The 15538-nt window shown below is 67.3% G+C and carries 9 protein-coding genes; 2 read left to right on the top strand and 7 right to left on the bottom strand.

Annotated elements, in window-relative coordinates:
- Window positions 1-4 precede the first annotated feature (4 nt).
- From AC5P76_RS00895 to AC5P76_RS00870, 6 genes are all read right to left on the bottom strand, one after another.
- On the bottom strand, window positions 5-1030 hold the full coding sequence (locus AC5P76_RS00895) for an AAA family ATPase (protein ID WP_065175742.1): 1026 nt from the start codon (window positions 1028-1030) through the stop codon (window positions 5-7).
- Window positions 1031-1202: 172 nt separating this feature from the next.
- Complete coding sequence (locus tag AC5P76_RS00890; protein WP_053518459.1) at window positions 1203-3173, bottom strand: type IV pilus secretin PilQ; 1971 nt, start codon at window positions 3171-3173, stop codon at window positions 1203-1205.
- Between the two features lie 21 nt (window positions 3174-3194).
- The gene (locus AC5P76_RS00885) at window positions 3195-3728 is read right to left on the bottom strand and encodes a pilus assembly protein PilP (protein WP_053518457.1); all 534 of its coding nucleotides are present in this window, start codon (window positions 3726-3728) and stop codon (window positions 3195-3197) included.
- Window positions 3728-4384 carry a type IV pilus inner membrane component PilO gene (locus AC5P76_RS00880; protein ID WP_053518455.1) on the bottom strand — a complete coding sequence of 219 codons (657 nt, stop codon included), beginning with the start codon at window positions 4382-4384 and terminating at the stop codon, window positions 3728-3730. The genes AC5P76_RS00885 and AC5P76_RS00880 overlap by 1 nt, the downstream gene beginning before the upstream one ends.
- Window positions 4381-5211, bottom strand: coding sequence for a PilN domain-containing protein (locus AC5P76_RS00875; RefSeq protein WP_253118325.1), 831 nt, complete (start codon window positions 5209-5211; stop codon window positions 4381-4383). Before AC5P76_RS00875 ends, AC5P76_RS00880 begins: the two co-directional genes overlap by 4 nt.
- A complete protein-coding gene (locus tag AC5P76_RS00870; protein ID WP_053518451.1) occupies window positions 5211-6269 on the bottom strand; it encodes a pilus assembly protein PilM in 1059 nt (352 codons plus the stop codon). Before AC5P76_RS00870 ends, AC5P76_RS00875 begins: the two co-directional genes overlap by 1 nt.
- Window positions 6270-6488: 219 nt before the next feature.
- Here AC5P76_RS00870 and AC5P76_RS00865 point away from each other — a divergent pair, with 219 nt between their 5' ends.
- Entirely contained in the window at window positions 6489-8909 is a 2421-nt protein-coding gene (locus AC5P76_RS00865) for a penicillin-binding protein 1A (protein ID WP_065181675.1), read from the top strand.
- Between the two features lie 154 nt (window positions 8910-9063).
- Entirely contained in the window at window positions 9064-9711 is a 648-nt protein-coding gene (locus AC5P76_RS00860; RefSeq protein ID WP_065175739.1) for a hypothetical protein, read from the top strand.
- A gap of 84 nt (window positions 9712-9795) precedes the next feature.
- On the opposite strand, the gene AC5P76_RS00855 is transcribed toward AC5P76_RS00860, so the two are convergent.
- Window positions 9796-15495 carry an ESPR-type extended signal peptide-containing protein gene (locus AC5P76_RS00855; protein WP_495222591.1) on the bottom strand — a complete coding sequence of 1900 codons (5700 nt, stop codon included), beginning with the start codon at window positions 15493-15495 and terminating at the stop codon, window positions 9796-9798.
- Window positions 15496-15538: the final 43 nt, after the last annotated feature.

Genomic DNA, 15538 nt, shown 5'->3' with positions numbered 1-15538 from the left:
AGGCTCAGGGTGCCGGCACCCGGGCCAGCAGTTCCTGCACCAGCCGTTCGCCATCCCACCCTTCGGCGGTCGCCTCGTAGCTCGGCAGCACGCGATGGCGCAGCACGTCCGCAGCCACCGCACGCACATCATCAGGGGTGACGAAGTCACGGCCGGCCAACCATGCGCGCGCACGCGCGCAACGCTCCAGCGCGATCGAACCGCGCGGGCTTGCGCCCCACGCGATGCGACGGCCCAGCGCGGGGTCGTAGCGGGCCGGATCGCGGGAGGCCAGCACCAGCTCCACCAGGTAGCGTTCCAGGGCCGGTGCCATGTGCAGGTCCAGTACCTGGCGACGCGCCTGGAAGACATCCTGCATCGGCATTTTCTCCGGCGCCGCCGGGGCTTCACCCAGCGCGCCGCGCGCACGTTCGCGCGCCAGCCGCAGGATTTCCGCCTCGGCCGTCTGGTCCGGATACCCGATGCGCACATGCATCAGGAAGCGGTCCAGCTGCGCTTCGGGCAACGGGAAGGTACCTTCCTGCTCGATCGGGTTCTGCGTGGCCATCACCAGGAACAACGAGGGCAACGCATAGGTGTGGCGACCCACGGTGACCTGGCGCTCGCCCATCGCTTCCAGCAGCGCCGACTGCACCTTGGCCGGTGCACGATTGATTTCATCGGCCAGCAGGATCGGATGGAAGATCGGGCCCGGCACGAATTCGAAACGGCCTTCCTGCGGGCGCCAGATCTCGGTACCGGTCAGATCGGCAGGCAACAGGTCCGGGGTGAACTGCACGCGCGCGAAATCGGCCTCCAGGCGCGCTGCCAGGGCGCGGATGGCGGTGGTCTTGGCCAACCCGGGCGCGCCCTCCACGAGCAGATGGCCATCAGCCAGCAGCGCGATCAGCAGGCGCTCGACCAGGGCGGCCTGGCCGACGATCTCGGCCGACAGCGCCTCGCGCAACGTGTTGAACGCCGCGTGCAGGTGGGACGTGGCCGGCGTGGCAGCCGGCATTGCAGATTCGGGCATCGGCGGGGGCAGGTTCATGAGGGCCTTTGACCGGCACAGGACGGCACGGGTTCCCGACATCATCGCAGGGTGCCCCGGCGATGGCATCAAGAGACGCTGAACAGCGTCCACGCCCTGCGTGGATGCATGGCCGCAACGCAGACGGGGCCGCACATGGCGGCCCCGTTTCGCACCTGCTGCAGGCGGTGGCTCAGTTCTGCTTGGCCACGCGCAGCACCTTCGGCGTCACGAACACCAGCAGCTCGGCCTTGTCCTTGTTGCGACCGCGCTTCTTGAACAGATTGCCCAGGAACGGCACATCGCCCAGGAACGGCACCTTGCTGATGCTGTTGCGATCGGTGAACTCGTACACACCGCCGATCACCACGGTCTGGCCGTCCTCGACCAGCACCGCGGTATTGACTTCGCGGCGGTTGATCGACGGCACCGTACCGTAGCCCTGCAGTTCGATCAGGCGATCGACTTCATCCTTCTTGACCTGCATGTTCAGGAACACGCGGTTGTCATTGGTGATCGTCGGGGTCACCCGCAGCTCCAGCACGACTTCCTTGAACTGCACGTTCGGCGTCGAACCCGCGCCCCCGGCGGCACCGGTACCGCTGATGGTGACGTAACCGATCTCCTTGCCCTGCTTGATCATCGCCTCGCGCTGGTTGGTGGTGACCACGCGCGGATTGGAGATCACTTCGCCACGCGATTCCTCCTGCATGGCCGACAACTCGACATCCAGCAGGTAGCCCGCGTTGAGGATCGACAGCGCCAGCGAACCCGGGTTGTTGGCCAGGGCCACCGGCAGGTTCCAGTTCAGGCCACGCTCGATGGTCGAGCCGGTCGGCACGGGTGCCGGACCGACACTGCCACCGGCCTGCCACTCACGCACGGCCTTGGCGTTCTCCAGCGCGGTATCGACCTGCGATTTGCGGGTCTTGGCGTTGGCGTCGAGGCTGCCGCTGAAGTAGACATTGTCGCGGCTGCCGCTAATGCCGAACTTCGCACCCAGTTCGCGGGCGAAGGTGTCGGTGGCGATCACGATGCGGCTTTCGATCAGCACCTGGTCCACTGGACGATCGATCACCCCGATCAGTTCGCGCATGCGTGCGATCTTCTTGGGGATGTCGCTGATCATCAGCGTGTTGGTGCGCTCGTCGGCAACGATGCGGCCGCGCGTGGACAGGAACCCGCTTTCCTCCTGCGACGAGGAACCGCCACTTCCACCACCGCCACCGCCGCCGATGCCCTTGGCCTCGGTCAGCGCTTTGAAGATCTGCGTGGCGCTGTGGTAGTTGATCTGCACGTAATCGGTCACCAGGTCTTCGCGGTTCTCGATGGCGATGCGGGCGTCTTCCTTCTCCTGCTCGAACTTGGCCAGCTCGGCCTGCGGCGCGACCCAGATCACGCTGCCATCGCGACGCTTGTCCAGGCCCTTCGCGCGCAGCACGATGTCCAGCGCCTGGTCCCACGGAACGTTGACCAGGCGCAGGGTCACGTTGCCCTGTACCGAATCGGACGCCACGACATTGAGGTTGGATTCTTCGGCGATCAACTGCAGCACCGTGCGCACCGGCACGTCCTGGAAGTTGAAGGTGACCGGCTTGCCCGAGTAGCCACGCTGGCCGACGGCCTTCGCCGCCTGGGTGACCGTACCGGCGTTGACCGCACCGACGGCGGCGGGCGCCTGTCGCGGACTGATCTCGACCACGTATTCGTTGCCGCTCTGGTAGGCCAGCGACTCCACCGTACCCGCCGTGCTCAGCACCAGCTGGGTCCCGGCGCCCGATGGCTTGGCATCGATGCGCTGCACGGGCGTGGCAAAGTCGACCACGTTCATCGGCTTCTGCAGGTTGGCCGGCAGGCGCGCGTTGCCCACGTCGACCACGACGTTGCTGCCCTGCGTGCGCAGGTCGGGAATCGCGCCCTGGCCGTCGAACTGCAGGATCAGGCGGCCGACGCCGTCATCGCCACGCTTGAAATCGATCTTGGACACCGACAGGCCAGTTGTCGCCGGGGCCGAAGGGGCCACCGCGGTGCTGGCCGGTTTCTCCGCCGGTGCGGCGGCCAGCGCCGGAGCGCAGGCCAGCATCAGCGCGACTCCCAGCGCGCTGACACGGTTCAAGGTAGAGCGCCGGATGGGACGCAGCCCCTTGGCTTGGTGAAAGGTCATCGTGCTATCCCCAGTAAACGATCATTGATCTTCCAGCGCGAGCGTCGCTGGCCGTTCCAGCCAACCACCCGCGCCATCCGGCACCAGTTCGATCAGTTCAACGCGGTCCTCGAAGACCGCGGTGACCCGCCCGTCGCTCTGCCCCAGGTAGCCGCCCGGGCGGACCCGGTAGGTGACCTTGTCCGGCCCCATCACCAGCGCGACGGTGCTGCCGCCGGTGCCGATGGTGCCGACCATGTCCAGTGCGTCCAGCGGGAAGCCCTCCAGGGGCTCCTTGCGCCGGTTCGGGTCCGGTCGCAATCCGCCGTTCCCCTGCTGCGGATTGGTCCAGGCATCGGTGAACGGATCGCGCATGCCCTGCGCGGAGTATTCGAAGGTCTCGAACTGCTGCATCACCGGCAGCGGCTCCAGCGGCTGCGCCGGTCGCGCACGCTCGCCCTCCACCCACTTCTCCAGGTTCGGCGCATCGCCCGGCGTGCTGGTCACGCCGCGGCCACAGCCGGCCAGCAGCAGGACCGCCAGCACCATCGACCCGCGTACGATCTGTGCGCGCATCACTTCCCGCCCTCCTTGCCGGCGTCAGCGCTCTGCTGCGCCTGCACTTCGGCTTCGTCCAGATACCGGTAGGTCTTGACCGTGCCGGACAGCTCCAGCGCACCTGCGCGGACGTTGCCGCTGGTCTTGTCCTTGGGCTTGAGGTTGATGTCGTGCATAGTCAGGATGACCACCCGCGGCAACGAAGCCACGCCGCTGACGAACGCACCGAACTGGTGGTAGCTGCCCACCATCCGCAGCTTGATCGGCTTCTCGGCGTAGAACTCCTTGATCTGCTCGGACTCGGGTTCGAACAGCTCGTTGGACAGGCCGCTGGACAACGCGGTCTGCGAGATGTCGATGATCAGGTCCGGCATTTCGGTCTTGCTCGGCAGCTGCCGCAGCATCTGCTGCAGCACCTGCTCCATCTGTGCCAGCTGCTGCTTCAGCGGCGCCAGGTTCACCGCACGTTCCTGCTGCTTGGTGAACTCGGTGCGCAGCTCGGTCTCCTGCCGCTCCAGGCCCTCCAGTTCCTCGCGCTTGCCACTGATCAGCAGCATCCACGCCACGAACATGATGACCAGCGCCAGCAGCGCGCAGAAGACGATCTTGGCCTTCTGCGGCCAGTTGCCGATGTCGTTGAAATCCAGGTTCTTGAGATCGATCTTCTGGCTCATGCGCGATCCCCCTGCAACGGGGCGTGGAAGGCCTGCGGCGGCTGTGCCAGGCGGCTGCCCTCCGGCTTGGCCGGCGCAGCGGCTGGCGGGGCCGTTGCCGGGGGCGGCGTGGTGGCGGGTGCGGTGGCCGGTGCGGCGGGCGCGGCGGCTTCGGGCGCGGCTGACAGCGGTGCGACCGGTTCGGCGGCTGCGGCCGGTGCCACGGTGCCATCGGCATTCAGGCCCGGCGGCGCGGTGGCCTCCTCGCTCTGCGCCGGCAGCTTCACCTTGACCACGAACACATACGGCAGCGCCTTGATGTCCGATACCGGGCCCGGGCGACCGTCCTTGTCCTTGTCCGGCTCACGCGCCTCGATGATCGACAGCTCCGGACTGGCCATCCAGCCGGACGTCTCCAGGTTGCGCATGTACGCCGAAACGCGGGCGTTGGACTGGGTGCGGCCTTCCAGGGTAAGGGTGTCCCCTTCCTGCTTCAGGGCGGTCAGCACGACGCCATCGGGAATGGTGCGCACCAGCGCGTCGAACAGGTGGACCATCTGCGAGCGCTTGGCCTGCAGTTCCTCGATCACCTTCTTGCGCGCCAGCAGCCGCTCCTTCTGCGCGTCGAGGCGGTCGATCTCCTTGTTCTGCTCCTTGACCTTGTCGATCTCGGCCTGCAGGTAGGCATTGCGGTCCATCTGGCCGCTGACCTGGCGGTCGTAGTAGAACCAGATCATCAGCGACAGCAGCAGGCCACCCACGGCGGCCATGCCCAGCATTGCGTAGAACTCGCGCTGGCGTTGCTTGCGCCGTTCGGCGCGCCAGGGCAACAGGTTGATGCGTGCCATCAGTCGAAGCTCCTCAGCGCCAGACCGGTCGCGATCATCAGCGCGGGAGCATCCTGGGCCAGCGCATGCGCGTTCACCTTCGGTCCCAGCGTCATCTGCGCCAGCGGATTGGCGACCACGGTCGGCACACCCAGCTGCTCCTCGACCATTTCCGGCAGGCCCCCAAGAACCGCGCAGCCTCCGGCCAGCACGATATGATCGACACGATTGAATTCGCTGCCGGCGTAGAAGAACTGCAACAGGCGGCTGATCTGCTGGACCGTGGCTTCCTTGAACGGCTCCAGCACTTCCATCTCGTAGCTTTCCGGCAGCCCGCCCTGGCGCTTGGCCAGGCCGGCTTCCTCGTAGCTCAGGCCGTAGCGGCGCATGATCTCGTCGGTCAGCTGCTTGCCGCCGAACACCTGTTCGCGGCTGTACAGGCTGCGCCCGCCGCGCAGGACGTTCAGGGTGGTCATCGTGGCGCCGATGTCGACCAGCGCGACCACGCCGTCGGTGGACACCGGCAGCTCACTGGCAACCAGGGCGAAGGCGTTCTCGACCGCGAAGGCCTCCACGTCCATCACCTTGGCCTGGAGGCCGCCGAGTTCCAGCGCCGACTGGCGCAGTTCCACATTCTCGGACCGCGACGCGGCCAGCAGCACCTGGACCATCTCCGGGTTGTTCGGGATCACCCCGATCACCTCGAAGTCCAGGTTCACTTCCTCGATCGGATAGGGAATGTAGTTGACCGCTTCCAGCTCGATCTGCGCTTCCATGTCGTTCTCGTCGAGCTCGGCCGGCATCGGGATCACCTTGGTGATCACGGCCGAGCCGGCCACGGCGGCGGCGGCCTGCTTCGCCTTGCTGCCGGAACGGTTCAACGCCCGGCGGATGGCCTCACCCACGGCCTCCACCTCGACGATGTTCTTCTCCACGACCGCATTCGGCGGCAGTGGTTCCACGGCGTAATGTTCCACACGGAAACGATTGCCACTGCGGGAAAGCTGCAACAGCTTTACCGCAGTCGAACTGATGTCGACGCCAATAAGCGGCGACTGACTTTTTGGGATGAGCCCCACGGTTTCTCCCCTGCCGACGGGCACTTGGACGCAAGAACTGCGACCGCGCATTAATAACGTATTCTTAGCAAATGGCAACCGCCCTGCTGTGAATTCCCTCACAGGTTCACGATGCAGCCCCTGGCGTTTCCCCTTGCGCTCCCCGGTGCCGACCCCAGCCGCCACCTTGCGTAATCTATACTCTGCGACCACGAAATTCGCAATCGGAATCTGAACCCGATGACTCGACTCCGCCGCTGGCTGCGCTGGATCTTCCTGATTGTCCTGGTCCTGGCGCTGATCGGTGCGGCCGCTGTGGGCGGTCTCTACTACGCTGTGTCCTCCAAGCTCCCCGACGTGCAGACCCTGCGCGACGTGGAGATGCAGGAGCCGATGTACGTCTATGCCGCCGACGGCAAGCTGATGGCGGTGTTCGGCGAGACCCGGCGCACCCCGGTCACCATGAAGGACGTGCCGGAGAAGCTCAAGCAGGCTTTCCTGGCCACCGAGGACGCCCGCTTCTATGAACATGGCGGCGTGGACTACAAGGGCATCGCCCGCGCGGTGTGGCTGCTGGCCACCACCAACGACAAGCGCGTGCCCGGCGGGTCCACCATCACCCAGCAGGTGGCCCGCCAGTTCTTCCTCAGTTCCGAGTACAGCTACACCCGCAAGCTGGCCGAGATCCTGCTGGCCCGCAAGATCGAGTCCGAGCTGAGCAAGGACGAGATCTTCGAGCTGTATCTGAACAAGAGCTTCTTCGGCAACCGTGCCTACGGTGTGGCCGCGGCAGCGGAGTTCTACTACGGCAAGAAGCTGGCCGAGCTGGACCTGGATGAGATGGCCTCGCTGGCCGGCATCCCGAAGTTCCCCTCCTCCGGCAACCCGATCTCCAACCCGGAACGCGCCCGCCAGCGCCGCGACAACTATGTGCTGCAGCGCATGGCCGATCTGAAGTTCGTCAGCCAGGCCGAGGCCGATGCGGCCAAGGCCGTGCCGATGCATGCCACCGCGCATGAGCCGCCGGTGCAGGTCGAGGCGCCCTACGTGGCCGAACTGGTGCGCCAGGAGATGATCGCGCGCTTCGGCGGCGACGTGGTCAACAAGGGATACCACGTCACCACCACCATCGATTCGACCCTGCAGACCGCGGCCAACCTGTCGGTGCGTGACGGCCTGCTGCTGTATGACCACCGCCACGGCTGGCACGGCGTGGAGAAGCAGGTGCAGCTGGGGGCCGGCGACGATGCCGCCGCCCTGGCCGAACATCTGCGCGGCATCCCGGCGCAGGCCGGCCTGCTGCCGGCGATCGTTGCCAGCGCCGGTGCCGATGGCAGCGCCACGGTGGTGCTGGCCAACCGCAGCGAGATCGTGCTGCCGGCCGGTGCCGCCCGGTGGACCAACAAGACCCCTGGCAAGCTGGTGCAGCGCGGCGACATCGTGCGTGTGCGCGCCGGCGACAAGGAGGGCGAGTGGCTGCTGGACCAGATCCCGCGCGGCCAGTCCGCGCTGGTCTCGCTGGATGCCCACAGCGGTGCCCTGAAGGCGCTGGTCGGCGGTTTCAGCTTCTCCGGCAACAAGTTCAACCGCGCCACCCAGGCCCGTCGCCAGCCCGGTTCGAGCTTCAAGCCGTTCGTCTATGCCGCAGCGTTCGACAAGGGTTACAACCCGGCTTCGATCGTGCTTGATGCCCCGGTCGTGTTCCGCGACCGCCGCGGCAAGACCTGGGCACCGCAGAACGATGGCGGTGGCTTCCGCGGCCCGATGCGCCTGCGCGAAGCCCTGGTGCAGTCGCGCAACCTGGTCTCGGTACGCCTGCTCGACGGCATGGGCGTGGACTACGCCCGCAAGTACATCAGCGAGTTCGGCTTCGCCGAATCGGAGCTGCCGCCGAACCTGTCGATGTCGCTCGGCACCGCCTCGCTGACCCCGCTGTCGGTGGCCCGTGGCTATGCCGTGTTCGCCAACGGCGGCTCGCGCGTGGACACCTGGCTGATCGACCAGGTGAACGACCGCGACGGCAACCTGGTGTTCAAGGAAAACCCGGCACTGGCCTGCCGCGACTGTGCCGGCAGCAGCGACCAGCCGGTCAGCCAGGTCGTGGACGGCTTCAACTTCGGTGCCCCGGCCCCCACGCCGGACCCGGCCGCCGCCAAGGCGCAGGCCACCACCGAAACCGCTGCCGCACCGGTCAACCCGGATGCGCGCACCGCGCCGCGCGCGATCGATGCACGCACCGCCTACCAGCTGGTGTCGATGATGCGCGATGTGGTCCAGCGCGGTACCGGTACCCAGGCCAAGGTGCTCGGCCGCGAGGACGTGGGCGGCAAGACCGGCTCCACCAACGACCACCGCGATGCCTGGTTCTCCGGCTTCGGCGGCCCGTACGTGACCACCGTGTGGGTGGGCCGCGATGACTTCCGTTCGCTGGGTTACCGCGAATACGGCGGCAAGGCCGCGCTGCCGATCTGGATCGAGTACATGCGCACCGCGCTGAAGGACACGCCGATCGCGCAGAACGATCCGCCCAGCGGCATGGTGCAGACCACGCTCAACGGCGCGACCGAATGGGTCAAGGTGGAGGACATGGATCGCCTGACGGACTACGACCTCAACCTCAATACCCCGCAAGCCGACGCGGCTGCGTTCGATATCTTCTGACGCGCGCCGCGGGCGTCACCGTCGAGCCGGCGCATGCCCGGCTCGACGGCCCGGCCAGCCGAGCGTGGGCCGGCCCCGTATCCCTGTTCCATTCCCCACGCAGATGTCACACCGTTGCGCTAGTCTGTAGCCAGGTCGCAACAGGAGTTCCCGCATGCATCGCGCCCGCCAGCATGCCACCACCCAGACCCGTGAGCGTCGTCACCGCCTCGCCCACGAAGCCGCCCGCCTGATGGCCGAAGGCGGCATCCGCGACTTCCACCAGGCCAAACTGAAGGCGGCCAGCCGGCTCGGCATCCATGACGATGCCTCGTTGCCCCGCAATGTCGAGATCGAGGATGCGCTGCGCGAGTACCAGCGCCTGTTCGCTGGCCCCCAGCACGGCAACGAGCTGCAGCGCCGTCGCGAAGCTGCGCTGCGCGCACTGGAATTCCTGCATGCCTTCGCCCCGCGCCTGGTCGGCCCGGTGCTGGACGGCACCGCCGATGCCAACAGCCCCGTGCAGGTCCATCTGCACAGCGACGACCCCGAAGCCGTGCATCGCTTCCTGGACGAACAGGGCATTCCGGCCGAGTCGCGCGTGCGCCGGCTGCGCCTGGACCGCGAGCGCAGCCTGGACGTGCCGGTCTGGGTGTTCAGTGCGGAGGAACTGACGTTCGACCTGGCCGTGCTGCCGTATGACGCCCTGCGCCAGGCACCGCTGTCACCGGTCGACGAGAAGCCGATGCGGCGCGCCTCGCAGGCCCAGCTGCGCGAACTGCTCAGCCAGGAGCAGATCGAAAGCTATCTCGGCAGCATCTGAGCCCCACAACGCAGACGCCCCACGCGGCGGACCGCGTGGGGCGTCGTCATGCATCAGGGCGACCGGACCGCGTCGCCCTGCCGGTTACCAGCCCACGCCGAAGCCCACGCCCACGGTGCGCTCACCGCTGTTGGTGAAGGCACCATTGAGGCTGAAGGTGGCCGAGCCGCGCTCGTTGAGCACGCGCTGGTAACCCACCGCCAGCGCCGACTCGCCTTCGGCATGGCCCACACCCGCGCCGAGGCGGTTGTAGGTCTGCAGGCCGGCGGTGTTCATCGCCATCGCCGCCTGCGCACTGCCCATCGCCGCCATCCGGTTCAGGCGCTTGTCCATCCGGTCCAGCCGGCGGTCCACGCTGGCCATCGCCTGGTCTGTGTAGGCCTGCGCCTGGTTCACCGCCTGATCCACGGCACGCGAGTCCACCTGCGGCAACGGATCGTCGGCTTCCGGCTTCGGCTTCGGCGTGTCGGTGGAGGCCACCGACGGCGCGTCCTTGACCGGCGGGGCCGGGGTCTGGCTGTCCGCCGGCGACTCGCCAGCGACGTCGTCCACCGCTGCCTGGCGGCTGGCCGTCGCCGACCCGTCGATCTGCGACTGCAGTCCGTCGATGCGGCCGTTGAGCTGCTGCTGCACGGCGTGCAGCTGACCGCCATTGACCGCATCGCGGCTGCCCGGCGCGATCATGCCGTTGGCCACGTTGCCCAGCACCCTGCCGTGTTCCCCGGCCAGCCGCAGCTGGCCGGTACCGTCATTGCGGACGCCGCCATCGTCGAACAGGCGCTCGAAACGCGCATCGATGCTGGCCAGATCCCGGCGCGTGTCGACCACCGCGCCGTCGAGCGACTTCAGCGCATCGCCGACCGTGGCCTGCCGCTGGCCCTGCACGTGGAACTCCGGCGCGATGATGTTGCCGTCGGCATCCATGCGCATATCGCCGCCGAAAGCCGCGAAGGCGCTGCGGAGCTGGGAAACGGTGGTGAGGTCGCTGGCATCGCGGCCGTTGGCAGCGTTGGTTACGCGGCGCTTGAGAGTCGCATGCCCCAATGAAACTTCATTGGCTCCTCGCGCTTCAGACCATGAACCAAGTGCAACACTCTGAGTGGCGCCAGAGTGAACTACAGCGGAAGAACCAAGTGCGACACCATTGAGCACTTGCACTTGCGAGCGCGCACCCAGCGCAAAGCCATTCTCCGCACCCTCATGAACCAATGCCGCACGACCCAGAGAAACTGAATTTTTGCCCCGAGCTTGAGCAAAACTGCCGATTGCAGTGGCCCCCTCAGCCATAGCCAATGTATCACTTCCCATTGCCGTGGCCAGCAGCCCTGCTTGTGCAGGCTTGCTCAGCTCGTCATAGCCCACGACCGCATAAAGGTGCTTCTCCTCCAGGCCTGCGATCCGCTGGTTGCTGGCATGAAGCTGCCCGCCCGTGACCACCTCCCGGCTGCCCGCGTGGCTGATATCGCCTTCGCCAACGTTGATGAGGCGCGCGCCACCGAAATCGACGGCGGAACGGTCGGCGCCGAAGCGCACGGCACTGGCATCCGCCATCGCCCGCGCCTGATCCAGCGTATCGAGGCGCGCGTCCATCGCATCCAGTCCGCCACGATTGCTGTCCACGCCTGCATCCAGCGCAGCCAGTGCATCGCCTACGGTGACGTGTACAGCGCCCTGCACACCATAGGAAGGAGCAATCACGCTGCCGTCCACGGCAAAGCCCGCGCCGCCGCCGAGAGCGTTCACCACGCCGGAGAGCTGCTCGACAGTGGTTACGTCATAGGCGTGAACACCATTCATCGCATTAGTAACTCGCCTCCTGAGACCTTGACCACCTAGCGATACCACACCCGCCTCAGTAGCGACAGATCCGTAGCCTAGCGCAACACTGTTGGTTGCTCCCTCCCAAATTTGGGTAGAGCCACCGATCGCCAACCCGTTCTCGGCACTGACACGTGAGCGTGCACCCAGTGCGAATCCGTCATCGGCACCCGCCAAGACCTGAGCCGCACGTCCCAGCGCAACTGAATTGGTTGCCTGCGCATCAGCGAAGCTGCCAATTGCGGTAGATCCGGAGCCGAGAGCCTTTGTATCACTGCCCATCGAGGTAGCCAGATGGCCGGCGCGCGCCGCGAGGCTCTCTCCATCGGCACCAACGACTGCATACTTCTGCGCCTCCTCCAGCACCGACACCCGCTCATGGGTCACGAACAGCTGCCCGCCCGTGACCGCCTCGCGGCTGCCTGCCGCAATCTCGCCATCAGCCAGAGCGACCAGACGCGCAGCCTTCAGGTCCACCGTGCCGTCCTCGCCGAACTGCACGACGCTGCCCAGGTCAGGCGTGTAGTTGTCGAAGTCCACGCGCAACGCGTCCAGGTCGTCCCGGGCGGATGCGATCTGCGCGCCCTGCTCGGCCACCTTCGTATTGGTGGCGAACAGCTGCGCGCCATTGACCGCCTCGCGGCTGTCGGCACTGAGTTGCCCGTCGCCTACGGCGAGCAGGCGCCCACCCTCCAGGTCGACATTGCCGCCTGCGTCGAAACGCACCACATCGGACAGGTCCGGATCGAAGCCCTCGAAGTCCTCGCGCAGGCGGTCGATGTCCGTACGGTTGCGGGCGATCTGCGCGTTGCTGTCGAACAGCTGGCGGCCGCTGACTGCATCGTCGCTGGTGGCCGACAGTTGACCGGCGGCAACGCCGTGCACGCGACGCGCCTGGTTGCCCTGGTTGCGCACATCCAGCACGCCGCCGCTGTTGGCGGCTCCCAGTCGTACGTCGCCGGTGGACGAGGTCTGGCTGAGCAGGCCACCGAGCACGTTGGCCTTGCCCTGTGCATCGTTGGCGGTGGACTGGGCGGCGTTGGCCACGCTGTGCGCCGTATTGGCCAGGGTGGTGGCCGTGGTCACGTTCTGGTTGGTGGTGTTGAGCTGGCGACCACTCACCGCGTCGGTACTGGCTGCACTCAGCACACCATCGGCGACGCCACTGATACGACGGCTGGCGTTGCCCTGGTTACGGACATCGAGGACGGTGCCACTGTTCTGCGCGCCCAGCCGCAGATCGCCGCCGGCTGCCGCCTGGCCGACCAGGCCACTGAGCGTGGCGGCGGTGGCGGTGACCTGCGTGACGTTCTGGTTGGTGGCATGCAGCTGCCGGCCACTGACCGCATCGGCACTGGTGCTGCTGAGTGCCGCGTCGGCCACGCCGGTGACGCGACGGTTGGCGCTGGACTGGTTGCGCATGTCCACCGCGCCACCGGTATTGCTGGCACCGACGCGGACGTCGCTGTTGCCGGCACTCTGGCTGAGCAGCCCCCCCAGCGCGTTGGCCTTGGTCTGCGCATCGTTGGCGATGCTGTGTGCGGTGTTGGCCAGCGCATTCACCGTGGCGAGGTTCTGGTTGGTGGCATGCAGCTGCCTGCCGGTCACCGCCTCGGCGCTGGTGGTGCTCAGCGTTCCGTCAGCCACATTGACGATGTTCCGCTTCACCGTGGCACTGCCCACCGAGACCTGGTTGGCGCCGGTCGCCACCGAGCCCGCGCCCAAGGCGACGCTGTTGCCCGCCTGCGCATTGACCTTGGCGTTGGTGCCCAGTGCGATGGCGCCGCTGGAGGTGGCATCCACGGCGGCACGATTGCCCAGCGCCACCGAGGAGTCAGCCGCGGCGCCCGCCAGGGTGCCCGCGCCCACCGCGTTGGCGCCAGCCGCGCTGGCCTGGTAACCGAAGGCGTTGCTGTGGGAGCCCTCCGCTTTCGCCGAATGGCCGACCGCCACGGCATTGCCACCCGCCGACGCCCCCTGGCCGACGGCGGTGGTGGTGCTGGCCAGGGCCGTCAGCGCGCGTGTGGCATCGGCCTGGGCCGCAGTAGCCGCCTGGCTGACTGCGGTGACATTCTGGTTGGTCGCATGCAGCTGCTTGCCGGTGACCGCCTCGGTGCTGGTGCTGCTCAGCGTGCCATCGGCCACATTGACGATACGGCGCTTGAGCGTGGCATTACCGACTGAGACCTGGTTGCTGCCGGAGGTGGTGGAGGAACTGCCCAGCGCCACCGAACCGGTGTGGTTGGCCAGCGCGCGGTCGCCAAAGGCGGCACTGCTCTCGGCCGTCGCTTCGGACAGATTGCCGACGGATGTAGCGAAGCGGGCGCTTGCCACACTGCCGCGGCCCAGCGCCGTGGCCTGGTTGGCGGTGGCCGCCGCCTGATAGCCCAGTGCGGTGGCATGGATCACGTCGGCTTTGGCGTCGTTGCCGATGGCCACGGCACGGTCGCCGGTGGCCGAGGCACGCAGGCCCGATGCCACGCCGCCATTGCCGCTGCGCGAGCCGGTGCCGAGCGCCACGCCGCCGTTGGACGCGGCAACGCGCTCACCGGCCGCATTGACGCCGCTGCGGGCATTGTTGCCCAGTGCAAGACCGTCATTGTTGTAGGCCAATGCCGCATTGCCGATGGCCACGCCGTTGTCGCCCCCCTCGGTCCGCGCGCGGTTACCCAATGCCACTGCACTGCTGCCGTCCGCAGATGCCAGGGTGCCCATCGCCACGGCGTTGCTGCCGGCGCTGGACGCCTGGAAACCCAGGGCGTTGCTGTAGCCACCGGACGCATCGGCGGCATTGCCGATGGCGGTGCTGTTGGTGCCCGTTGCAGTGGCACCGGTCCCAATCGCGATGCGGCTGCCATCCAGCCTGGCCAAGGCCTGCCCGGCTTTCGTCGCAGCCTGGTCTGCGGCCGTCTTCGCCGCGTTCGCCGTGCCCGTCGCGCTGGCGATGCTCTGGTTGGTGGCGTGCAGCTGCTTGCCGGTCACTGCTTCGCTGCTGGTGGTGCTGAGGGTGCCATCGGCCACATTGACGATGCGGCGCTTCAGGGTGTCATTGCCCACCGAGACCTGGTTGCTGGCACTGGTGACCGAGCCGGCGCCCAGGGCCACTGCATTGCTCTGCCCGGCATTGGCGTTGGCACCCAGCGCCACGGCCTTGCCGTGGCCGTCGGTCACGGCGTTCCGGCCGATGGCGATGCCCGCATCGTAGCCGCCGGAGCGCGCACCGCTGCCGATCACGATGGCGTGGTGTGCGTTGCCGTTGGCAAGTCTGCTGCCGTCACCGATGACGACGGATCCCTGCGCCTGTGCCTGCGCATTGTTGCCCAGCGCTACCGATCTGGATCCCGACGCCTGTGCCCTCGGCCCCATCGCCGTGGCATCGCTACCCTCGGCCCGGGCATTGCGCCCGACCGCGACCGCACTGTTACCGGACGCGCCAACGTAGCTGTTGAGGCCGATCGCGACGGCCCCGACTCCCAGCGCCGTGGCGCTTTTGCCGATCGCAGTGCCCCCTTCGCCGCTTCCCGTGCCCGCCTTGATGCCGATGGCCACGCCACCGGCAAGTCCCTGGGCATTGTTGCCGATACCGATGCCGTCGAACGCCGTGACCGAACCCACGCCGATGGCCACGCCCTTGGTGCTGTTGACCGTGGAACCCCCACCGATCAGCACGTTCTGGTAGCTGGTAGTGCCGACACTGCGCGACGTGGCAGGCGAGCCGATGAACGCGCTCATCAACGCGTCCCACTCTGCCGGTGCTGCGTCAGCCTCCGCTGCAATGGCGTCGGGCACGCTCAACGGATCCGGTGCAGGCTCGGTCGCGAATGCGGGAGCGGCCAACATCGCGCACAGGGCGGCGGCAAGCGGGCGTGCCGCCGAAGCCGGCTTGCCGCGCGAACGGGTGTGCTCGCTGGCAACCGCCCAGCAACGCAGTCGGGTATTCCAGATCAAACGGTAGATGCGATTCATCGATGTCTCGGTGGTTGGGAAACGGGAACCTGGGGGCGCAAGG

The organism is Stenotrophomonas sp. YJH_SMC_36, assembly GCF_059369935.1.
This window is presented reverse-complemented; position numbering and strand designations above follow the sequence as displayed.